The following is a 21,880-nucleotide window of genomic DNA, read 5'->3' as shown; positions in this document are numbered from 1 at the left end:
GCCGCCCCCGCCTGTCGCCTCCGGAATCGTGTAATTTCAGGCATGAAAATTGCATATAGGAAACCATAATATCGGTTGACGACAAGGCGGTGCAGGCATGGTAGGCAAAATCTCGCGGTTTATCGGCAAGCTGACGGTGGGGCGCAAGCTGGCCCTGATCTACCTGCTCGACCTGTCCGCCGTCATCTTTATCTCCGGCATCCTGATCAACGAAAAATATATCGCCATCGATTTTTCGCGCAAGGAAATGGCCGGCAACCAGTACATCGCCGTGATCCGCGACGCCCTGCTGCCGCTCACCCGCACCGGCGCCGAAGGCCAGGGCGCCGCTGCGGCAGCGGCCATCGGCCGTGCCGAAACTGAACTGGGCGGCGGCATGCGAAGCGCCGAACTGGCTGCCGAATTTTCCAGCCTGCTGCTGCGCCCCGCCACCGCACCGGACATGACGCCCGCGTCGACACCAACCGTCGACAGCACCGCCCCCTCGCCGGTGTTTATTGCCGGGCGCGAACTGCTCACGCGCGTGGGCAACCAGTCGAACCTGATCCTCGACCCGGACCTGGACAGCTACTACACCATGTCGCTGGTGATCCTGCGCTTTCCCGAACTGCTCGAAGTGATCAACAGCATGCGCGAGCTGGCCCTGAACCTGGCCACCGCCGAAGGCGCGCAGCGCCAGCGCATGCAGACCCAGTTCCTGATCCTCGAAGGCCGCATGGACGCCACCATGCGTGGCATCGGCAGCGACTACACGGAAGCGTTCGAAGCGAGCCCGCCGCTGCTGCGCCAGCACCTGGAAGGCTCGCGCACCGCCCTGCGCGAAGCGATCGCGCAGTTCCGCGCCAGCACCCAGGCGCTGGCCGGCGCCGAGGCCAATCCGGGCGGTCGCCAGGAGCTGCTGCTGCGCGATGCGGCGGCGGTATCGAGCCTGCAACTGGCGTGGAAAGACGCCGAAGGCGAACTGCAGCGCCTGATCCAGCTGCGCGTGGACGGCTTCTTCACGCGCATGTGGCTGCACCTGGGCACGGCCGTGCTGCTGCTGGCGATGATCCTCGGACTCGTATTTTTCGTCGCGCGCCAGATCGCGCTGCCGATCCGCCGCCTGGCGCGCGTGGCGCAGGAAGTGCGCGAAACGGGCGACCATAGCCTGCGCGCCGACTGGCACGGCGTGGACGAAATCGGCCGCCTGGTGGGCGCCTTCAACACCATGCTGCAGCAGCTCGATTTCCAGCGCGTGGAGCAGCAGGAACTGGTGGCGCGCGCCAGCGCCGCCGACGCGCAGCGCCAGCTGGTCGACGCGATTCCGATTCCGCTGATGGTCACCTCGATCCCGCACCACCAGGTACTGCACGCCAACCAGGCCGCACATGCGTGGCAGCAGGGACTGGAGCTCGATCCATGGAGCCGCGGCATGACGTCGCAGGCCCGCTCGCGCTTCTTCCAGCGCCTGAGCGACCTGGGCGCGGTCGATGAGTTCGAGGTGCTGTGGCACAGCGGCGACGCCCCCACCTGGGCATTGATTTCGGCGCGCCTGATCACCTACCAGGGGCAGCGCGCCGTGCTGTCGACCTTCACGCCGATTAACAAGATGAAGCAGATGGAGTCGCGCCTGGAGCTGTGGGCCAAGGTATTCGAAGCATCGGCCGAAAGCCTGATCGTGATGGACGCGAACATGCGCATCATCACCGTCAACCAGGCCTTCCGCCGCCACTCGCTGTACGACATGGTCGACCTGATCGGCAAGCGTCCCGCCTTTTTGCTGGCGCCCGACAACAGCGCCGAGCAGATCGACAACCTGCGCCACACGCTGGCGCGGCGCGGCTACTGGCAGGGCGAAATCTCGATCCAGCGCAAATCGCTGGAAAGCTATCCGGCCTGGCTGGTAATGAACGCGGTGCGCGACCTTGACGGCGTCACCACCCATTTCATCGCCAGCTCGCTCGACATCAGCGAGCGCAAGGCCAGCGAGCGCCAGATCGAACACATGGCGCATCACGACGCGCTGACGGGCCTGGCCAACCGCCACGTGTCGAATGTGCGGCTGGCGGCGGCGATTGCGCAGGCGCGCCGCAATGGCGAAAAGGTCGGCGTGCTGTTCATCGACCTGGACCGCTTCAAGAACGTCAACGACGCGCTGGGCCACCATGTGGGCGACGCGCTGCTGCAATCGGTGTCCTCGCGCCTGCTGCAGCTGGTGCGCGAGGGCGACACCGTCAGCCGCTTGGGCGGCGACGAATTCGTCGTCATCCTCAATGGCCTCGACGATGTCGAGGCGATCGGCCGCCTGCTCGAAACGCGGCTGATCCCGGCCATGCGCGCGCCGCACCAGCTGGCCGGCAGCGAACTGTATGTATCGTGCAGCGTGGGGGTGGCCGTGTATCCGGACCATGGCGACGATCTCGACACGCTGATGCGCCACGCCGACGCCGCCATGTACCAGGCCAAGAGCGGCGGGCGCGACCATGCGCGCATGTTCTCGCCGCAGATGCAGGACCAGCAACTGCAGCAGCTGCACCTGGAAAGCGATCTGCGCCACGCCATCGAGCGCCAGCAGCTGGTGCTGCACTACCAGCCGCGCATCGGCACCAGGAGCGGCCTGCCGCACGGCGTGGAAGGCCTGATCCGCTGGAACCATCCGCAACGGGGGCTGATCGCGCCCGACAGCTTCATTCCCGTGGCCGAGGAATCGGGCCTGATCGTGCCGATCGGCGCCTGGGTGATACGCGAAGCGTGCCGCCAGCACCTGGCCTGGCGCGACGCGGGCCTGGGTACCATCGCCGTCTCGATCAACCTGTCGGCGGTGCAGCTGAAAAACGGCGGCCTGCTGGCCACCCTGCGCGACGTGCTGGCCGAATTTCCCGTCGCACCGGGCCAGATCGAATTCGAGCTGACCGAATCGATCCTGATGGACGATGTCGACGAGATGATCGCCACCCTGCTGGCCATCAAGGCGCTGGGGTTTGCGCTGTCGATCGACGACTTCGGCACCGGCTATTCGAGTCTCAACTACCTGTGCCGCTTTCCGCTCGACAAGCTCAAGATCGACATGAGTTTTGTGCAGAACATCCACAATTCGCCACAGAACCTGGCGGTCACCAAGGCCATTATCGGCCTCGGCCACACGCTGGGCCTGTCCGTCACGGCCGAAGGGGTGGAGAGCGCGGCCGAAGGGGTGGAGAGCGCGGCCGACGCCGAGGTGCTGCGCCAGGCCGGCTGCGACGAATTGCAGGGCTTTTATTTTGCGCGCCCGATGCCGCCGGCGCAGCTGGCGGCATGGAGAAACCAGGCCGCGCAGGCAGGCCAGCCGCTGCCCGCCTGCGCCTAGGCCAGGCTAGTTTCCGCCCGCGTTGGCGATGGCAGTTGCCGTCGCCGCGCTGGCGCGCATCTCGGCGGCAAACATCGAGGCGGCATGCGAGATGGCGCGCATGCCGCGTGACACGAATTGGGCCCAGTGGCGCTGGTCGACCAGCAGCATCTCGATGCAGAACCACACCTGGCCGCGCACCGCATGCCCTTTCACCAGCTTGATGCGGCGGTTCACTTCATCGAGCGCGGCCAGCACGCGCCGCAGTTCCTCGGGCGAGTCGATCGACCAGACATTGGGCAAAATCAGCTTGCCGAACTGCTCATCGTCTTCATCAAAGCACAGCGCGTAGTTCATGCCTTCGAAGCGGAAGGCGATATCGCCATCGCTGTCCAGATTGGCCTGGTAGCCTTCTTCGCGCAGGTGGCCGAGCAGGAATTCGGTAACGGGGGTGGAGGTCGACATGGTGTGTCCTTTCAGTTGATCAGTGGAGGGATGCCGGCAGCGGCGCCGCGGCATTACCTGACTAACGAAACCCGTCCCGAAAAATACAAACTTATTTTCGCTATTTCTGAAATTTTCCTAAAAGAATGTTTTTACTGCCGGGCTTGATATAACTCAAAGCAATCTGCCCGCGCGCTTTTATGCTGGTCGTTCTTATCGATACCAGGCGGAGACCAGCATGGGCAGCGCGCGGCAAGTTCCTCAGCAGTTATTCCAGCCCGATATTCCGGCGCGGCTGGACATGCGCACGGCGGCGCTGGTCGAGCATGCGCTGGCGCTGCAGGAAATGGCCGGCACCGGCGCCGCCGCGCTGTTCCTGCATTGCCACGACGTGCCGCTGGCTACCGCCCTGCGCGTGCTGGCCACGGGTCCGCAACGCCGCACGCCCGCCCCGCACCAGTTTGCGCGCCTGCGGCCACGCGCCAGCGCCGTCGGCTACGCCACCCTGGGCGCGGCGCTACCCGGACGCTGAGCTATCCTGTACCATCGCCCCACCAACTTTCTTCAGGCACGGCGATGCAGGCAAGCACCATCCACGACAAGCACGCGGCATTGATCGCCGATATTCACGCATGCTATGCGCAGCTGAGCCCGCAATTCCAGGCCGGCGCGCGCTACCTGGTCGACCATCCCGACGACGTGGCCGTATCCTCGATGCGCAGCATCGCCACGCGCGCCAAAGTGCAGTCGAGCGCGCTGGTGCGGCTGGCGCAGCAGCTGGGCTTTGCCGGCTGGCCCGAATTGAAAAGCATTTTCGTCGAGCGCTTGCGCGGCGGGCCGGCCGGCTATGCGGCAAAAGCCGGCGCGCTGGCCGGAAAGAGCACGGAACTGGTCAGCGAGGTGTTTGCGGTACAGCAGCGCAACCTGGCTACCACCGAAAGCGCCAGCCACGCCGCGCTGCAGGCGGCCGCCGGCATGCTGGCAACGGCCAGCCGCGTGCATGTGGCCGGCTTTCGCGCGGCCCATCCCATCGCCTACACGTTTCATTATCTGTACCGGCTGCTGCGCCCCAGCGTGCAGCTGCTGAGCGGCCAGGGCGGCACGCTGGAGATGGACTTGCGCGCCTTGCAGGCAGGCGAAGCGGTACTGGTGGCCAGCTTTGCGCCGTATTCGAGCGAAGCGCTGCTGGTGGCAAACAGCGCGCGCCAGGCCGGCTGCCTCTTGGTGGCCATCAGCGACAGCGCCATGTCGCCACTGGCCCTGCAAGCGGATGCCAGCATCGTGATCGCCGTCGACAGCCCGTCGTTCTTCCCGTCCATCGTGGCCGGGATTGCCGTTGTCGAAAGCCTGGCCGAACTGCTGGTGGCGCGCGCCGGGCCGCCAGCCGTCGAGGCCATCGGCGCGGCCGAAACCCAGTTGCGTGAACTGGGTGCCTACGCGCCCTAGTTCGTCACGACCTTGATCTGCTTGACGTCAAGCGTCGACTCGCCAAAAGTTTCCTTGTCAAATTCACCGGTCAGCTCCACCAGCGTCGTGTGATCGATCTTCACGCCCTGCGGGAACCGCTTGGCGTCGATCTCGACCGTCATCTTGCCGCTGGCATCGGTAAATTCATATTCCTCGCCGCCCTTGTGGCTGGTCAGCTTGCCTTTTACCTTGACGTACTGGTCGTCCTTGGCTTTGGCCAGCACGTCCTTGGCCGTCATCAGCGCCACGCTCGATGGTCCAGCATAGCCGGCAGGCGCGGCGGCCGCGGCCTTGTCTGACGGCCCCGTGTAGGCTGAAGGCTGGGCGGCGGCAAACGCGGAAGCGGCAAACAGGGCGGTGATGCAGGAGATGTTCAGCAATGTTTTCATGGTCGGTCCTCTTGGTTGGTAATCGATCTGCCTGTCGCTGCAGGCACAAACGCATTACACCGGGACGACATTAACCGTATCTTAAGGTGCGCCCGGTGCGGGAAAATCGAGCGTCACGCCCAGGCCCTTGCCGTCCAGGCCCGCACCGAACGCCAGCGCAATGCCATGCAGGTCGGCAATGCGCTTGACGATGGACAGCCCCAGCCCGCTGCCCGCCTGCTGCTGCCCCAGCACGCGGAAAAAGCGTTCGCTCAGGCGCTGCCGGTTTGCCTCGCTCACGCCGGGTCCGTCGTCGCACACGGCAATGCGCGCCTTGCCTGCGTGCTGCTGCGCCACAAGTTCGACCCGGCTGCCGGCCGGGCAATAGCGCAGCGCATTGTCGAGCAGGTTGCGCAGCATGATCTCCAGCATGGCGGGGTCGGCGTTGAGCGTGTCGAGTTCGCAGCGCATCGACAAGGCGATGCCGCGCTGTGCCGCTTCCTGCGCATGGGCGGCCAGCAACTGTTTCAGCAGCGGCGCCGGCGCTATCGGCTGCATGGCCACCTGCCCGCGCGCCAGCGGATCCAGGCGCGCCAATGTGAGCAGGCTGTCGACCAATGCCGTCAAGCGCGCGATATCGTGGCGCAGCTTGGCGAACGGCGCAGAAAGTTCAGGATGCTGGCGCTGCAGCAGCTGTACATGCATGTGCAGCCCTGCCAGCGGCGTGCGCAGCTCGTGCGCCGCATCGGCCGTAAAGCGGCGCTCGGCCTGCAGCGCTCCGTCGAGACGCGCCAGCACGCCGTTCAGGGCCTGCACGATGGGCAGCAGCTCGCGCGGCTGGCCAAGCAGTTCGACCGGCGCCAGGTCGGTGGGCGTCTTGCCGGCAATCGTCGAGGCCGTCCGGCGCAAGGGTTTCAGGACCCGGCCCGTCAATATCCAGCACACCAGCGCCAGCAGCGCCAGGAAACCCAGCACGGGCAGCCACAGGTGTTCGGCCAGTTCCTCCAGGATATCGTAGCGCTTCTTGTATTGTTGCCCCACCTGCACCTCGAACTGGCGCTGCTCGTCGCGCACCACGAACACGCGCCAGCGGCGACCATCGAGCCGGGGATCGGCAAAACCGTGGCGATCATCAAAACCCGTCACGAAGGGTTTGCCTGGCGCGCCGCTGGTGCGCTGCAAAACCTTGCCATCGGCCACGATCTGGTACTGCATGTCGACCTTGCGCTGCGGTCCGCCGCCCGGCTGCGCGCGTGCCAGCAGGCCGCGCTGGTCCCAGTCGGTGGTGGCGGCCAGCAGCATGTAGCCCGATTCCTCCAGCGCATCGTCGAACACCTCATTGGTTTCATGCCACGAAATCATGGTGACGATGCCCAGGCTGGCCAGCCACAGCACCGTGCTGGCGGCGACGATGGCGGCCAGCAAGCGGCGCCGCAGCGACCAGGGTGCGGCGGCAGGTTCAGCTGCCATCGTTTTTCAGCCGGTAGCCCAGGCCGCGTACGGTGACGATATTGTCGCTGCCCAGTTTCTTGCGCAGGTTATGGATATACACTTCGATGGCGTTGCTCTCCACTTCGTCGCCCCAGCCATACAGCGCTTGCTCGATCTGCGCGCGCGTGACGATGCTGTTCTTGCGCAGCAGCAGCGCATGCAGTACATGGTATTCGCGCGCCGTCAGCGCCAGCGGCTGTCCGTCCAGGCTGGCTTGCCGGGTCTCGGCATTGAGCGCGATGTTCCCGTGCACCAGCTCGTTGCTGACCTGATTGACGCCACGCCGCGCGGCCGCCCGGATGCGCGCCGACATCTCTTCCAGCTCGAACGGTTTCACCAGGTAATCGTCGGCGCCCAGGTCCAGCCCCTCGACGCGGTCGGCCAGCGCATTGAAGGCGGTAATCAGGATTACCGGCACGGTATTGCCGGCTTTTCTCAACTGCGCCAGCAGCGCGTCGCCGGACATGCCCGGCAAGCCTCGGTCGAGCAGCACGCAATCGTAGTGATGCGTCATCAGCGCCGTCTGCGCGGAGTCGCCCCGCTCGACCCAGTCAACCGCATGCTGGTCCAGGCGCAGCCAGGCCAGGATGGTTTCACCGAGCGAGATATCGTCTTCGGCCAACAAAATGCGCATAAAAAATCCTCAGGAAAAATCAGCCGCCAGTATGAAGGGAAAACATGAATCGCATCTTAAAATGAAAAGCATCAAATGATCTCTATAAATTCTAATTACAACATTCGTTGTAATTTGCCGAATGGCATTTTATACTGGCCTTTCCTTCTTCTTTCGAGAACGACGCCATGAGCCATGTTTTCCACCGCAGCCTGACCGCCAGCTACCCCATTGCCTGCGCCGGCGATGGCCCCTACCTGATCGATGCGCACGGCAAACGCTACCTGGACGCCTGCGGCGGCGCTGCCGTTTCATGCCTGGGACACTCGGACGCGGCCGTGATCGCTGCCGTGCAGCAGCAGGCAGCCACCATGGCCTACGCGCACAGTTCGTTCTTTACCAGCGAGCCGATGGAAGCGCTGGCCGATTTCCTGGCCGCCCGGGCGCCGGCCGGCATCGACAGCGTGTATTTCGTCTCCGGCGGCTCGGAAGCGGTGGAAAGCGCGCTCAAGCTGGCGCGCCAGTATTTCGTCGAGCGGGGCCAGCCGCAGCGGCGCCACGTCATCGCGCGCCGCCAGAGCTATCACGGCAATACGCTCGGGGCGCTGGCTACCGGCGGCAACGCCTGGCGCCGCCAGCAGTTCGAGCCGCTGCTGATCGACGTCACGCATGTGGCGCCGTGCTATGCGTATCGCGATCAATTGCCCGGCGAAACGGACGGCGACTACGTCGTGCGCCTGGGACAGCAACTGGAAGACCGCATTTTCGAGCTCGGCGCGCAGAACGTGATGGCCTTTATCGCCGAACCGGTAGTCGGCGCCACCGCCGGCGCGCTGCCCGCTATCGACGGCTACTTCCGGCGCATGCGAGAGATCTGCCAGCGCCACGGCATCCTGCTGATCCTCGACGAAGTGATGTGCGGCATGGGCCGCACGGGCAGCCTGTTTGCCTGCGAACAGGACGGCATCACCGCCGACCTGATCTGCATCGCCAAGGGCCTGGGCGCCGGCTACCAGCCGATCGGCGCGGTGATGGTGTCAAGCGACATGCGCGACACCATCCGCGCCGGCAGCGGCTTCTTCCAGCACGGCCACACCTATATCGGCCACGCCACCGCCTGCGCCGCGGCCCTGGCCGTGCAGCAGCAGATCGAACAGCGCGACTTGCTGGCCAATGTGCGCGCCATGGGTGCGCTGCTGAAAGAACGGCTGGGCGAGCGCCTGGGCGACCATCCCCATGTGGGCGATATCCGCGGCCGCGGTCTGTTCCTGGGACTGGAGCTGGTGCAGGACCGCGCAACGAAACAGCCGTTCGACCCGGCGCGGCGCCTGCACGCGCGCATCAAGGCGCAGGCGATGCAGGACGGCCTGCTGTGCTACCCGATGGGCGGCACCATCGACGGCCTGCACGGCGACCACATCCTGCTGGCGCCGCCATACATCATCGGCAGCCGCCATGTGGAGGAAATCGTCGGCAAGCTGGCCGGCGCCATCGACGCCTGCCTGGCCTGACTTCGACACCTCAGCCGCGCCCGCTTTTCCCCACCGTGGAAATCAGGCTGGCGCCGCAGGTGGTCTTGTGGCCCTCAAAGGCGACCGGCACGCCATCGATCAGCACCTGCGGATCGCCTTCGGCTATCTTGCAGCCCACATGCGCCTTGACCGGACACATGCAGGGATCGCCCTGGCGCGCCACGGCCACGCCCAGCACCGTACTGTTCGGCGCCGCTCCCGTCACCTTGCCGCCATGGCTGGTGGGGTCGTTCAAACGGATTACGCCACGCATGCTACCTCCTGCCGTTTCATTGCGAAAACCCCTGGATATACTCGGGTGCATCATGTCTCAGCCCCCACCACGGCAGATACGCATGATTGCTGCCGCGCGCCCGGAACCACGGCTTGTCCTGCCGGATCGGCCGCACCACCGCCGGCGGCGCCACCACCAGCGCGACCGGTGCGGCCAGGTCGCTGGTGCCGGCCACCAATACCGGTTTGCCAAAATGATGCGCATACGCAATGCCAAGCGCCACATTCGTCAGCGCCGTGCCGGCTCCCGTCTCGCCCAGCACGGCGGTCAAATTGAAACTTTGCTTGAGAAAATCGAATTCCGGCAGCTGCATGGTCAGGGTCTGCGCCAATGCGCCGATGCGGTCCGACGAATCCTTGTGCGCATGGCCCGCGTCATGAATGACATAGCCGATATCGGTCTCGGCCTTGCCCGCCTTGCCGGCGGCGTCTGCGATCGCCGCCGTCCACGCCTGCACCAGGCGCGGCGGCTCGCCCTTCTTCGCCTCGAAATCGGCAGCCTGTCTGGTACCGGGATAGCCGAGCCACGCCAGCGGCGCCCGTTCGGTCTTGAAATCGGGGCCGGCCAGTATCAGCAGCACCAGGTTTTCGTTGATCTGCCGATCCTTCGGGCGGCTGGGGGCGTCCCAGTTCATCACCCAGGCGGTTTCTTTGGGGTGGGTTTGCAGGTAATCGAGGGCGGCGGACAATGAAGTAAAGCCGGCGTTAGGGCCGCCTGTGGTGACGCGTACATCGGGTAGCGTGGCGCGAGTCCAAAGGGTGGGGAAATTGGGATTGCCTATATCAAATGTATCTGCGATATATTCACGCACAAAACTGGTCGCGTCTATTAAATCAAGCTTTTCTTCAGGAACAGCATATTCCACATGAATTCCCGCCAACTCACGCCAGCGTGATCTGTCCTTGGCTGAGTGGACATTATAAAAATACTCGGGATCGGAAAAATAAGGACTACGAAACAAATTCATCATTTCACGTATGTATTTTCGATGATATCCGCGAAACGTCTCTTCACCTTCATTTCCCGCCGCGACAGGAGAAATGGCCTGCAAGCTGGAGTACTTCTCGGGATTTGCTCTGACCATATCATCGGCAAGATTGGGCTGTACTAGTCCCAGAGTCCACAGTAATTGCCATTGCGTCGGGTAGTCTCGCCGCTGCAAGGGATTGAGCCATTGCACAGCAACCACTTGTGCCATATAAGGTCGTTTGACAGTTTCTGGTGATACGATCATGGCAGCTGGTGGGCTATTAGGCGACGAACGAACACGTGCGCAGGCAGCCAAAAAAATTAATGCCAAAAATACCAGGAATGAGTACAAAAAAAAGGATTTCAACATGTGACTCTCCATTGAAAAAGCTTTTGAAAAACGTTCTCGATCATGCCAGCGAGGAAAATCAATCACCAGAGTCACCCATGCGCCATTTCGCCCGAGTCGGGCTTCGCGTTCAATGCAGGATTTTGACGCTTGTCAATAATTAAATTTGGCATTGCAGCCTCATCAGACTGACTTGCCCACACAGCAACAGCTTTTTTACGAAATTCGCCTTTATCAAAATATTCCATAAACACCTTTGAAGCATTTGTCTCGTCCAATGCCTTTAACAACCTCCAATCCGCCGCCACCCTTAACCGCCTCAACGCCTGTGCCTTGATCCGGCACACCCCCACCGGCACGTCATACGCCAGCACGCGCTCCGCATGCATGGGGTTGGTCATGATGGTGGAATGATCGGTCGCATACGCCCCGGCCTGGCTGGACATCATTTCCTCGACGCGGGCGCTGCGCCAGGTCATGTAGTCGGCGCTGGGCGTGGCGTGGGGTGTTTCCTGTTCCACTTTCTTGCCAGCGACACTTTTCTTTTCCCGTATCGATTGGGCGCGCAGTACTGCCCGCTGCTCGTAGCGCAGGCGCGCCTCGTCGTCTTCGGTGCCTTTCGCGCTGTCCATTCTTTTCGCTTCGCTCCGCTTCTCCTCGCCTTGCAGGCCGCCGCGCGGAATGTCGTGGTCGGCAAAGTAATCGTCACCGGGCGTGCGCTGCCTGCCGGCCTGACGCGATTCGCCGGCCGGGTCATAACCCTCATCGAATTTGTCGCTCGCTTCCCCGAAGCGCAGCGACTGGGGCGTGAAGGGCGACTCCAGATCAGGCGCGCTCAGTTCGATCTTCCAGTTCTCGTCAGGAGACGCATTGGTGGGATTACTGGACAACTTGGTCAGCACAATGAACAAGGGCGCAAAGCCTACCGTCAGGATGGAGGCAAATGCGCCGTCATTCGCTTCCCTGCCTTGCTTGATGGAATACGATGCATACTTTTGGTCGGGAAACCAGAAATCCTTGCCGCCCGGCTTGGGCTGGCGCCAGTGATTGGCCCAGTAGTGATAGCTGCCCTGCCTGCCCACCTCGAAACCTTGCGCAAACACGCGCTGCACATAAACGCCTTCGGCCCTGGTGGCCAGCAGCTCGCCGCCATCCTTCGCTTTGGCGCCTGGTGCCAGGGAGCCGGACAGGCCGCGCCAGCCGATGCCCTGGATGGCAACCGATGACACCACGATGTCGTGCGGATTGCAATACACGGTTACGCGGCCATACGACGATTTCTTGCCATTGCGCGCGGCGCCGGCGATGCCATAGGTTTCGCGGTCCTCCGCGGCGGAAAAGCCATGCTGCACATTGCCCATCCATCGATCGATATCTTCGTCTTTCTGGAATTGGCCCAGGCTGGCGCGCTCGCGGATAATCTCGAAGAAATTTGTTAACGTTTCAATCCGCGCTTCAACCGTTACCCTACCCGTGCTGCCGTCCGCCGCGCGCAGATTGCGGCCGATCCAGTTTTCCGAGAAATTGTTTTTCGCCAGGCTGTACGGTGAATTACAGATGACATAGTTATCGGCCACGCAGGCAAACTTGCCCTCCACCACCGGCAAATTCTTGCCGAGGAAGGCTGCCGCCATCGCCACCATCGTGCCCTGGCTATGGCAGACGATCGTGATGGGCACGTCGGCCTGCTCCTGGCGGATCGCTTCGACCAGTTTGGCCAGCCGGTAAGCGGCCAGCACGAAATACGGACGGGGCGGGCAGCTGAACACTTGCCGCTCCGGGAACGGGTTCATGTGCTGGATCGTGGTCCACAGGAACAGATCCTGGCTCAGGCCCTCCTTCCACAAATCGGCCAGCGCGCTGCAGCCGTTGGCGAACGGCCCGCCGCCCCAGTAATCGGCTTCGTTCAGGTAGATGCCTTTGCCATACTGCTGCAGCTCCTCGCCGCTGGCCTTGTAACCCCAGCGAAAACGAATCACGGGCGAAAACGTGCCGCTGTCCATGATCAGGCTATCGGCCGACATCTCGGGATTGAGAAAACCGTCGGCCGTGATTTCCTTGCCGTAGTTGACCGGCGTCAGTTCGCCGCTTTCCACGCCGTGATGCACCAGGTGCTCGCAATGGCGCTTGAGGCGATTGTTCAGGCCCTTGCACAGGCCTTGTTCGGCCGCCTGATACCACTCGCCGTCGGAGTTGACGCCATGCACAAAAATAATAATGCCGGGCAGCGGCAACTGTTGAACGGTCAACTTCTCGCTGTGCAGATAATTGGCACTGCAGGAAAATTCGCCGCGCAGGTCGACCTTGGGGTCGTCACACAGCGGCGGGTGTGGATCGAAAGTCATGATGGGTATTCCTCTCTGCAGGGTCAGGAGCGGCGGCTGAAGAAAAAGCCTTTCAGCCGCTGCAGGTGATCGGTCAGCACTGTGGGGCCGCGCCCGCCGGCGTCGCTCTGCCCAGTCAGGGGACCGTCGCCTTCGCGCTCGACGTGCACTTCCACGCCTTCGACCGGCAAGCCGTCGGTGGCGCGCACCAGGCGCGGCACGCGGCCAAGATCACCTTCGCTGAAGGCCGGCAATTCCGCCCTCATGCTGCCCGGGCCGTTCCAGTGGTGGCCATCGGTTTTGACCGTCAGCGCGCCAGGTCCGCCCAGCTCCACCGCACCGCCCGACAGTTTCAGATAGGCCCCGCCGTTCGTCATGAAGGTGATTTCATCCTGCGCCATGCCGACCAGGCGCGTGCCGGCCGTCAGCCGGATTTCCTTGGCCGCGTCAGCCTGCAGCAGGTCGTGCTGGCTTTGCAGCAGGAACTTGCCGTAGTGGGCCACCTGCACGATGCCGTCCTTGTGCGCGAACAGCGAAATGCCTTTGCCTGCATTGACATTGCAGCGCTGCGCCGCGCTCAGCTGCAACTGCTGCAGGGCGACCATGTCGATGTTGCCGCCGGCATGGCTGGCGATGGTCTTGCGTGTCGACAATGCCAGTCCGTCCGGCGACGTCATGCTGATCACGGGCTTGCCGGCCGCAATATCGCTGGAAAGGGTCTCGGTGCCGGCCGCTTCCAGCGCCAGCGCCTGGTGCTGGGCGGCATAGTCGCCAAGCGACACAAACAATTCCAGGCACTCCTTCATCAAGGCCGCATGCTCGCTGCTGTCGAGTTGAGTGCCGCTGGCGCCCAGCCGTTTCCAGGCGGAGATCAGCAGCGAGCGCGCCGTGCGCAGGCTGCCGCTGGCGTCGCTGCGCAATTCAAAACCCTCGCCGCGCGGCTTGCCGGCGCCGTCAACACGCGGCCCGGTCAGGTAACCAAGGTTCAATTGCGTGGCGGCCTGGTCGCTGGCGATCTGGGTGCTGATCTGGCCGGGCGTATCGTCGAAACGCAATTGGTTGCCGCGCCTGCCACGAATTTCGCGGCTGCGCAGGCCGGACAGATAGCGGTTGCCAGGCAGGCCGCCGGCATTGCTCAGACCGGGCGGCACGCCCACCGCGTTATATAACTGGCCGATAATGATGGGCCGGTCCGGATCGCCACCGATAAAATCGACCAGCACCTCGCTGCCGACGCGCGGCAAGCTCAAGGCACCGCACTGCTGGCCGGCGCCCGGGCCGTTGCCAGCCCAGCTGGACGCCACGCGCACCCAGGCCGAATCGCGCTCGGTGCCTGATGCGCCCGAACCGTTGGCATGCGCATGGTCCTGCGCGCGCGTGGCAACAAAGCGCACCTTGACACGGCCCAGCGCGTCGCAATGGACTTCCTCATTGGCAGGCCCGACCACCAGCGCGCTTTGCAGGCGCACCACGGGCAGGTCGCTGCGCGGGTCGAAATGGGGCACGATGGCGATGCCGCGCCGCACGCAACTGAAGCGGTTGCGGTAGCGCAGCGTCGCGCCCTCGCCTGCCGGCGCCATGCCCGCATCGGCTTGCCAGTTGTTTTGCGCAAACAAGCGGTCGATGCGCACATCGAGTCCCTTCGGCAGGTTACTGCTGGCCGCCACGTTCAACGCCGTGATCACGAAACTGCGCTCGTCAAATGCGTGGCTGTCGATCTCCGCATGGCCTTGCAGGCTGAACCACTGCCCGGCGCAAAAATCGCGCACGCAGCCTTCGCCCTGGAAGCATTTGGTTTCCAGGTCGTGCCACGCCATCGCCAGCTCGCCCAGCTGGCGATAATCGTCGCTGCCCGCGCCCGCTTGCGGCATGTGCACAAGGTAGTCGTCCAGCGTGGCCGCCAGCTTGTTGCCACTGGCGCCCTGGTCCACCATGCCGGCGGCGCGCGTGTTCATGAAATGCGGGTTGAGCGGATGGCCGTCGTCCCAACTGTGGCGTTCGGATTTTCCCGGCTGTAAGCGGCGCACGGCATTCCAGCAGGTCACCGTATCGCGCTCTTCAGTGGCGTCATCGCGGTGATAGCGCACGGTACCGGCCGCGTTTTCCGGCAAGCGGCGCGCATCGTCAAACAGCAGCATGGTATGCACCGGGACAGCGTCGTCGCGCCGCGCACCGGGAGTCTGCCGCTGTCCGGGATAAATACACCAGGCAATGCCACGCCGGCGCAGCAGACGGCGGATAAAGTCCGCGTCCGATTCATTGTGCTGCATCGTGAAGTCACGCACCGGATGGGGACGCGCCGCCAGCGCTGGCTCGATATCGAGCGCCAGACTGGCGGCCAGGATGCTGTTGCCTTGTCGCCATTCTTCAAACAGCAGTTGCACGATCTGCAGCTCATTCTTGTCGAAAAACACGCGTGTATTGATGCGCTTGTCCATCAGCGCCAGCGCATCGCGCAGCACCAGCCGATAGGTGGCCAGGCCGCCGTCACTCTGGCCCGCGCATGCCTCGGCAATAATGCCGCAGACACTGCGCAGGGCGCCGCGGTCCGTCACGATCTGCAACTCGGCAGGTACGGCAATGAACTGCTTGAGCGGCAGTTGCGCATCGGTTGCCACGCACAGGATGCGGTAGTCGATCTCGCCGCAGATGGCTTCGCTGCCGCTGACACGCTGCGGCAGCAACACGTCATCATTGACGCCTTGCGCATAGGCCAGCCGCAGCCGCAACGGCCGGTTGGCGGCGACCAGGGTCTTTTCCAGCGCCATCCACTGTGCAAAGTCGTTGTCACTTTCCATGGCACGCTCCCATCATGTCGAGGTTATGTAGCTGATTCAGGCGGAACCCTCAAACCGTATGTCGTAATGCAGGTCATCGCGGTCAAGCTGCTGCGGCTCGTTCAGCAAAAAGGCATGCTGGCCCAGGCATGCACCGTCTGCGCCGCCCAAGGTGCAACCGTGTATCTCCTCGCGGCGCAGCATCAGCCGCACTTCGAAGCTGACGCCCGGCAAACCGAACATCCCCAGCATCTGCCGCAAGGCTCGTGCGCCCGGCTGCCACGGCAGGAAATCGCCATAGGCCGCGCGCGACAACGGCCCGAGCACCAGGCGTACCCGCAGATCGGCGCGCCGGCAGCGTTCACCCAGCATGGCGCCACCGCCCAGCACGGCATTGTTGTCCGCCAGCCGCGTATGTTCGCGCGGCGCGCGGCTGACCCAGGAACCGATAAAGCGCTGTACTTGTACCGGCACGCCAAAATACTCGGCCAGCACTGCTTGCATCACTTCTGCGGCGACGGGCCGGTGGCGCAGCACCGCCGCATAATGGGCAATGGCATGTGCAGGCAAGGCATCGTCCGCCTGCGCCAGGGCGCCAGGATCGGCGCCGGCCAGCGCCAGTTGCAGCGGCAGAAAATCGCCGCCGTCGGCATCGCCCTGGCATTCGATGCGGTAACGGGTCCAGGCCCGGTAGAACAGCGTCAACGCACGCTGCGACAGGCCATCAAGCCAGTCGCGCGGACCGGTATCTGCCGTCTGTCGCTCATGGCGCGCAATGGTGTCCGTGTAATGCAGCGGCAAGTTGCCGTGTACACCAAGAAAGCCTGTCATGGACGTGCGCACATGAAACTGGCCATCTGCGTCAAGCCAGCAGTGCTCGATCTGGCCCGGTGCAAACGACAGGCTGTCGCTGCCGTGCAGGTGCAGGCCATGCTCGAACACCTGCTCGGGTTCAAGCCCCTGCGCCACCAGCCAGGCCGACAGCAGCTGCAGCGCCTGGAAAAAATCAAAGCGCGACGGGCGGGCAAGCAACTGCACGATGAGCGCAGGGATCAAATCAGCGTCTGGCTTCCATTGCGGGGCAGGCAGCACAGCAACTCCTTTCCAGTCTGGTGCGACAAGACGATCAGGCGGGTATAGCTGGCCAGGTGCACATATAACCCGAGAAAATGCTCGATCACTTGCGCGAACGCATGCAAGCCGCTGCCGACAAACGCGTCTTCATCCACCGTCAGCAACACGTCGATGCCGAACACCAGGCTGCCGCCTGTCTCATCGGGCAACCAGGTGCTGGCGGTGCGCTGATGCAAGCCGACGATGCCGGCGACCTGGCGCGCCGCGCTGACCGATCCCGGCAGGTTGTACAACTCAAGGATTTGCTTGAAGACCGGCAAACCCTGCTGGCCCAGCGAATGATGATTGAGCGACAACTGCGCCAGCAGGCGCCAGTTTGCGGGTGCGCCACTGGCAAAACGGCAAGGTACCGTTGGTTTGCGCAACAGGCGTACCGGCAGGCTGCTGGCCGGACCTTCATGGCGCAGGTCGCCGCCAACCGCGCCGTAGGCCATGCGGCTCGGCAAGTCGCGGTTGCTGCAGGTCAGCCCGATCGACACGGTTTGCGTGGCGTCGTGCAGCGCAGTCATGTCGCTGTCGAGCAGGGCGATGCGCATCTCGTAGCCGGGATGGCTCAGTGCCATCGCTTCGTCGCGCCGCGTCACCCAATAGCGGCCCCGCCGCCCACCCGCCTCGCCGTGGCGCATCGAATAAAACGGGTAATAGGTATCAAGCCGGGCGCCCTGCCCGGTTTCGCTGAGCATGCGCACGCTGTCGACGCTGTAGATATCGTAGCCATGCGCCTGCCGCACCGATGGCAGCAGCGGGTAATCGGCGCAGGTATGCGTCAGGCGTACCGGATTGGCCGGCTGGCTGAACAGATTGACAACCGGCGTGCAGCTGGTCAGCAGATGGCGCGCCGACAGGGGCCGCAAGATGCGTGCGACAGGCGTGTCGGCGGACACGCCAGCGAGCAGCAGGTGCACGGTGCAGCGGCGGCAGTCTTCCGGCAGCAGCGCCTGCACAAAAGTCAGGTCCAGGTTGATGAAGTTGAATTTATCGGGAAAAGCAAAGTATTCGGTCAGCAGCCGGTAGGCCGGATGCGAATTGGCCTGGAAAGGTATCAGCGCCTCGTCCGCGGCAAAGCCGGCCGGCCTGAGCGGCACATGCTCGAGCATCTGCCAGCGTGCTGCGCCACTGTCATCGGTCACCTCGATACAAGCGCTGCACGCGCGCAGGAACAGCGCATCGCGCAAGGTGGCGCACAAGACAGGTTCGCCGTCGAGAAACAGGCGCAGCGACGGCACCGTCAAAGCTGTCAATGTGGCCGTGCCGCTTGCCTCGATGCCAATGCTGATGGCGGAACCCGAATCGCTGGGCAAGCGCAGCGCTGGAGGCGCCTCCAACGTGGCTTGATAGCGGACATCTGCCAGACGCAGCGGCGCCACAGTCACGTCATACGCGGTGGTGAACTTGCAGGCGACGCCATGCTGTTCTGGCGCATGCATGACGGTGCCACGCGGTATGACAACTGGTCCGGTATCAGGATGGCTATCACTGTCGATGCGGGCAATCGAACAGGCGGGAAACGGCCGCAGATAGTGCGGAAAATTCAGTTCCAGCAGCGTATCGCTGAACTGGCCAAATGCATCGTCGAGCCGCTTGGCAGTGCGCGCATTGAACATGGCATACGCCTGCAGCATGCGTGCCAGATGCGGATCGCCCACTTCGCCACCGGCCATGCCGAGCGCGCCGGCCAGGGCAGGATAGCGCCGCGCAAATGCCTGATTGTGCGCTCCCAGCGTACCGAGTTCCCGTTCGTAGTATTGCAGCAGCTTGTCCATGCACGTCCCCTCCTGATCGCGGCCATCACGTCGATATTAAAGAAGCGGCCGCCAGTAAAGTTGCGTATAAACAAGTTTGTGATACATCCGTCACATTATTCCCGCACTGCTTGTCTTCCTCTTTTGTCAATAGGAATTGACTTATCTTAAACAATCGCTTTTAATCAGGAAGTTACTCAAAATCAATTTATTGCACACTCAGCCCTATGGAACTGCTCGACAAGGTGCAACCGCCTTTGCTGCCGGACGACACGCTCAGCGCGCACTATCAGGTACGCCGGCTGCTGGGCGAAGGCGGCTTCGGCCACGTGTATGAAGCGTGGGACGCCAAGTTGCACCGCAGCGTGGCGCTCAAGCGCCTGAAACCGCAGGCCGACGTGCTGCAACCGGAAAAGCTGCTGACCGAAGCACGCCTGGCGGCCTCGCTGCGCCATGCCGCCTTCGTGCGCATCTTCTCGATCGACGGCGACGGCAGGCACCAGTCGATCGTGATGGAACTGGTCGATGGCCAGACGCTGGGACAAGTCATGCATGGCGCGCCGGTCGAACTCGATACCGCGCTCGATATCGCCTACCAGATCGCCGACGCGATGGACGAGGCGCATGCGATGGACCTGGTGCATGGCGACCTGAAACCGTCGAACCTGATGCTCGAAGCGGACGGCAAGGTGCGCATCCTCGACTTCGGCCTGGCGCGCCACCTGGACCCGCAGGCGACGCAAACCACGCTGCTTTGCGACCTGCAGGGGACGATCGCCTACATGGCGCCCGAGCGCCTGATGGGCCGCCTGCCCGACATGCGCGGCGACATCTATGCGCTCGGCGCCATGCTGTACGAAATGCTGGCCGGCCAGCGCCCCTTCCCGCACCTGAACGGCCTGGCGCTGGCCGCCGCCCATATGCAGACGAATGCCGTCTGGGCCGCCATGCCGGCCGCGGTGCCGCCAGCCATCGACGCGCTGGTGCGCTCGATGACGGCGCACGATCCGGTCGAGCGGCCCAGGACCATGCGCGATGTGCGTGCAGCGATCGCGGCGCAGCGCAGCGGCTTAGCCACCGTATCGTTGCCGCTTCCTGATACTGCGCCGCCGAAACCGCCGGCCACTGTCGCCATTCGCCTGCCGATTCCCCGCAAGCGCACGCTGCAGACCAGTACAGGCATTGCGCTACTTGCTGTGCTCACCGCATGGCAATGGCCAACTATCGCACCGCGCGTCAACTCTTTCTTCACCGGCCAAACAGCATCGGCGCCGTATTCGGAGATGGCCAGCATGGCAGCCGGCATGGAGGCGTTGCGCGCGTTTAATCGCGATAGCCAGCAGGAACTGGCGATGAAGCACTTCACTACCATCATCAAACACAATCCGGCACATGCGGGTGCAAATGCAGGCCTGTCGCTGGTGTCCACCATGCGCTATCTTGGCACCGGGCGCGATGAAACGTGGCTGCGACGCGCGGATATTGCAGCAAAACAAGCGCTGGCCACCGATGACCAGCTGGCGTTAGCGCATGTGGCGCAGGGCTGGGCTTTGGAGCACCGTGGCAAACGTGAGCAGGCGCTGCAGGAAATCACCATCGGATTGAACCTGGACCCGAATAATCCGCTGGGCATGTACGGCAAGGCGCGCTTGCTGATGCATGCGCAAAAATTCGATCTGGCACGCGAGGTACTCGAGAAGGCCATCGCGATGTATCCTGACGATACCCCTTTCATTTCGATGTTGGGCAGGATGCACTACAACCTGGGCAATTACACGCAAGCCGAAAAGCTCTTCCGTCAAACCATACAGATGGCGCCACAGGTAACGGCTGCCTATGCCCAGCTCAGCGCGACACTGGAACGGCTGGATCGTGGTGATGAGGCCCTGCAAGTGCTGCAGCAAGGACTACAGGTACAACCTGACTGGGAACTGTATACCAACCTGGGCAACATCCTGTTCAACCGTGGCGATTATCTGGGAGCAGTACAGGCATTCAAGAATGCCGTGTCCGACAACAAAGGCAATCCCGGCAACTATCTGCTGTGGGCAAATCTGGCAGATGCGCAGCGCTGGGTTCCCAGTCAGATGGAGCTATCGCGCGACTCCTATCGTCGTGCCATCACGCTGATCAAGGTCGTGCTGCAACATGCGCCCAGCGATCCCAAACTCAACTCGCGGCTGGCGCTGTATTCCGCTTACGCCGGCTTGCAAGACGATGTAATCAAGCATGTCACGCAAGCTGTCCTGCTGGCGCCTGCTTTGCCGGATATCCATTTCAGGGCCACGCTGACCTATGAATTGATCGGCAAGCGCAATGAGGCGATGGCGGCGTTGAAACAGGCCCTGGAACATGGCTACCCTCTCAACCTGATCGAGTCGGCACCCGATCTGTTGGCACTACGGCGAGATGCTCGCTATCAGAAGTTACTTATCAACATGGAAAGAAATCAGAAAAAATGACGTACGAGAAACCTTGGATGAAATTATCTGTCCACTTCGACGCAGACCAGATCACCAACCAGCTCGATTATGCATTTACATCGTGCGACGGCAGCGCCGACCCGCGCCATGGCCCCTACATGGGCGGCGTGCATTTTCAGCAAGGACAGCACGTCTATCTGGAAGTCAATTGCTGCGGTACAAAAGCGAGTGGTTTCACCTCGTTTCAAATCGTCGATTGCTGCCTCGTCAGTGTTCCGCAGCTGACCCAGATCGGTCCCGACGTTCCTACCCGCTACTCGCTGCCGTCGCCATTTCTGCAGTCGATCGGCGCCACCTATCAGGTGCCACTGGACTTCGAATCCCATCTTCTGCCGCCAGATCCCGAACTGCCCGAATTGCGCCGTGTCCGCCAGGAATGGAAACACAACCTTGACGTTGGCCAGGCCAAGGGCCGCTGGGAACTGGCGTTCATCCTGACCGTACGCATTATTCGAGGCGAGCAGGATTTACCGGAATTACGTGTATTCAGCTTCGATCCGGAAGCGTCAGTCGGCGGAAGGGAAGAGATGTAATTTGTTTAGCTCTGTCAGCGGTAAATGGGGGAATGTTCCTGAGTGCCTGAGGTCTAACTGATCAGACCTTTCCATA

16 protein-coding genes are annotated in these 21,880 nt (G+C 62.9%); 6 read left to right on the top strand and 10 right to left on the bottom strand.

What is annotated here, in order from left to right; genetic code table 11:
- Positions 1 to 97 precede the first annotated feature (97 nt).
- Positions 98 to 3,325 (top strand): EAL domain-containing protein, encoded by a 3,228-nt coding sequence (locus RTQ46_RS25225; protein WP_312440343.1) that lies wholly within the window; start codon positions 98 to 100, stop codon positions 3,323 to 3,325.
- 6 nt (positions 3,326 to 3,331) lie between these two features.
- Here RTQ46_RS25225 and RTQ46_RS25220 read toward each other — a convergent pair whose 3' ends face one another.
- Positions 3,332 to 3,769, bottom strand: a complete 438-nt coding sequence (locus RTQ46_RS25220) for a hypothetical protein (protein ID WP_312440342.1) — start codon at positions 3,767 to 3,769, stop codon at positions 3,332 to 3,334.
- Between the two features lie 217 nt (positions 3,770 to 3,986).
- Here RTQ46_RS25220 and RTQ46_RS25215 point away from each other — a divergent pair, with 217 nt between their 5' ends.
- Together RTQ46_RS25215 and RTQ46_RS25210 are read left to right on the top strand one after the other, a co-directional pair.
- A complete protein-coding gene (locus tag RTQ46_RS25215; protein WP_312440341.1) occupies positions 3,987 to 4,280 on the top strand; it encodes a hypothetical protein in 294 nt (97 codons plus the stop codon).
- 44 nt (positions 4,281 to 4,324) lie between these two features.
- On the top strand, positions 4,325 to 5,194 hold the full coding sequence (locus RTQ46_RS25210) for a MurR/RpiR family transcriptional regulator (RefSeq protein WP_312440340.1): 870 nt from the start codon (positions 4,325 to 4,327) through the stop codon (positions 5,192 to 5,194).
- Here RTQ46_RS25210 and RTQ46_RS25205 read toward each other — a convergent pair.
- The 3 genes from RTQ46_RS25205 to RTQ46_RS25195 all read right to left on the bottom strand — a co-directional run bounded on the left by RTQ46_RS25205 (position 5,191) and on the right by RTQ46_RS25195 (position 7,708).
- Positions 5,191 to 5,604, bottom strand: a complete 414-nt coding sequence (locus RTQ46_RS25205) for a NirD/YgiW/YdeI family stress tolerance protein (protein WP_312440339.1) — start codon at positions 5,602 to 5,604, stop codon at positions 5,191 to 5,193. The two genes, RTQ46_RS25210 and RTQ46_RS25205, sit on opposite strands and share 4 nt — an antisense overlap.
- 81 nt (positions 5,605 to 5,685) lie before the next feature.
- The gene (locus RTQ46_RS25200; protein WP_312440338.1) at positions 5,686 to 7,053 is read right to left on the bottom strand and encodes an ATP-binding protein; all 1,368 of its coding nucleotides are present in this window, start codon (positions 7,051 to 7,053) and stop codon (positions 5,686 to 5,688) included.
- On the bottom strand, positions 7,043 to 7,708 hold the full coding sequence (locus RTQ46_RS25195; RefSeq protein WP_312440337.1) for a response regulator transcription factor: 666 nt from the start codon (positions 7,706 to 7,708) through the stop codon (positions 7,043 to 7,045). The genes RTQ46_RS25200 and RTQ46_RS25195 overlap by 11 nt, the downstream gene beginning before the upstream one ends.
- 167 nt (positions 7,709 to 7,875) lie before the next feature.
- Here RTQ46_RS25195 and RTQ46_RS25190 point away from each other — a divergent pair, with 167 nt between their 5' ends.
- A complete protein-coding gene (locus tag RTQ46_RS25190; protein WP_312440336.1) occupies positions 7,876 to 9,198 on the top strand; it encodes an aspartate aminotransferase family protein in 1,323 nt (440 codons plus the stop codon).
- Positions 9,199 to 9,208: 10 nt separating this feature from the next.
- On the opposite strand, the gene RTQ46_RS25185 is transcribed toward RTQ46_RS25190, so the two are convergent.
- The 6 genes from RTQ46_RS25185 to tssF all read right to left on the bottom strand — a co-directional run bounded on the left by RTQ46_RS25185 (position 9,209) and on the right by tssF (position 18,809).
- Positions 9,209 to 9,472 (bottom strand): PAAR domain-containing protein, encoded by a 264-nt coding sequence (locus RTQ46_RS25185; RefSeq protein WP_312440335.1) that lies wholly within the window; start codon positions 9,470 to 9,472, stop codon positions 9,209 to 9,211.
- A 16-nt stretch (positions 9,473 to 9,488) separates the two neighbouring features.
- Positions 9,489 to 10,832 carry a hypothetical protein gene (locus RTQ46_RS25180; protein ID WP_312440334.1) on the bottom strand — a complete coding sequence of 448 codons (1,344 nt, stop codon included), beginning with the start codon at positions 10,830 to 10,832 and terminating at the stop codon, positions 9,489 to 9,491.
- 71 nt (positions 10,833 to 10,903) lie between these two features.
- On the bottom strand, positions 10,904 to 13,156 hold the full coding sequence (locus RTQ46_RS25175; RefSeq protein WP_312440333.1) for a hypothetical protein: 2,253 nt from the start codon (positions 13,154 to 13,156) through the stop codon (positions 10,904 to 10,906).
- A 23-nt stretch (positions 13,157 to 13,179) separates the two neighbouring features.
- Positions 13,180 to 15,933, bottom strand: a complete 2,754-nt coding sequence (locus RTQ46_RS25170; protein ID WP_312440332.1) for a type VI secretion system Vgr family protein — start codon at positions 15,931 to 15,933, stop codon at positions 13,180 to 13,182.
- Positions 15,934 to 15,969: 36 nt separating this feature from the next.
- Positions 15,970 to 16,968, bottom strand: coding sequence for a type VI secretion system baseplate subunit TssG (gene tssG / locus RTQ46_RS25165; protein WP_312440331.1), 999 nt, complete (start codon positions 16,966 to 16,968; stop codon positions 15,970 to 15,972).
- A complete protein-coding gene (tssF, locus tag RTQ46_RS25160; RefSeq protein WP_312440330.1) occupies positions 16,965 to 18,809 on the bottom strand; it encodes a type VI secretion system baseplate subunit TssF in 1,845 nt (614 codons plus the stop codon). Before tssF ends, tssG begins: the two co-directional genes overlap by 4 nt.
- 206 nt (positions 18,810 to 19,015) lie before the next feature.
- Here tssF and RTQ46_RS25155 point away from each other — a divergent pair, with 206 nt between their 5' ends.
- Positions 19,016 to 21,250: a protein kinase domain-containing protein gene (locus RTQ46_RS25155; protein WP_312440329.1), complete on the top strand. Its 2,235-nt coding sequence runs from the start codon at positions 19,016 to 19,018 to the stop codon at positions 21,248 to 21,250.
- Between the two features lie 17 nt (positions 21,251 to 21,267).
- Positions 21,268 to 21,804, top strand: coding sequence for a hypothetical protein (locus tag RTQ46_RS25150; RefSeq protein ID WP_312440328.1), 537 nt, complete (start codon positions 21,268 to 21,270; stop codon positions 21,802 to 21,804).
- The last annotated feature ends 76 nt before the right edge of the window (positions 21,805 to 21,880 follow it).

The organism is Janthinobacterium sp., from assembly GCF_031995485.1.
Taxonomy (GTDB): Bacteria; Pseudomonadota; Gammaproteobacteria; order Burkholderiales; family Burkholderiaceae_D; genus Janthinobacterium.
This window is presented reverse-complemented; position numbering and strand designations above follow the sequence as displayed.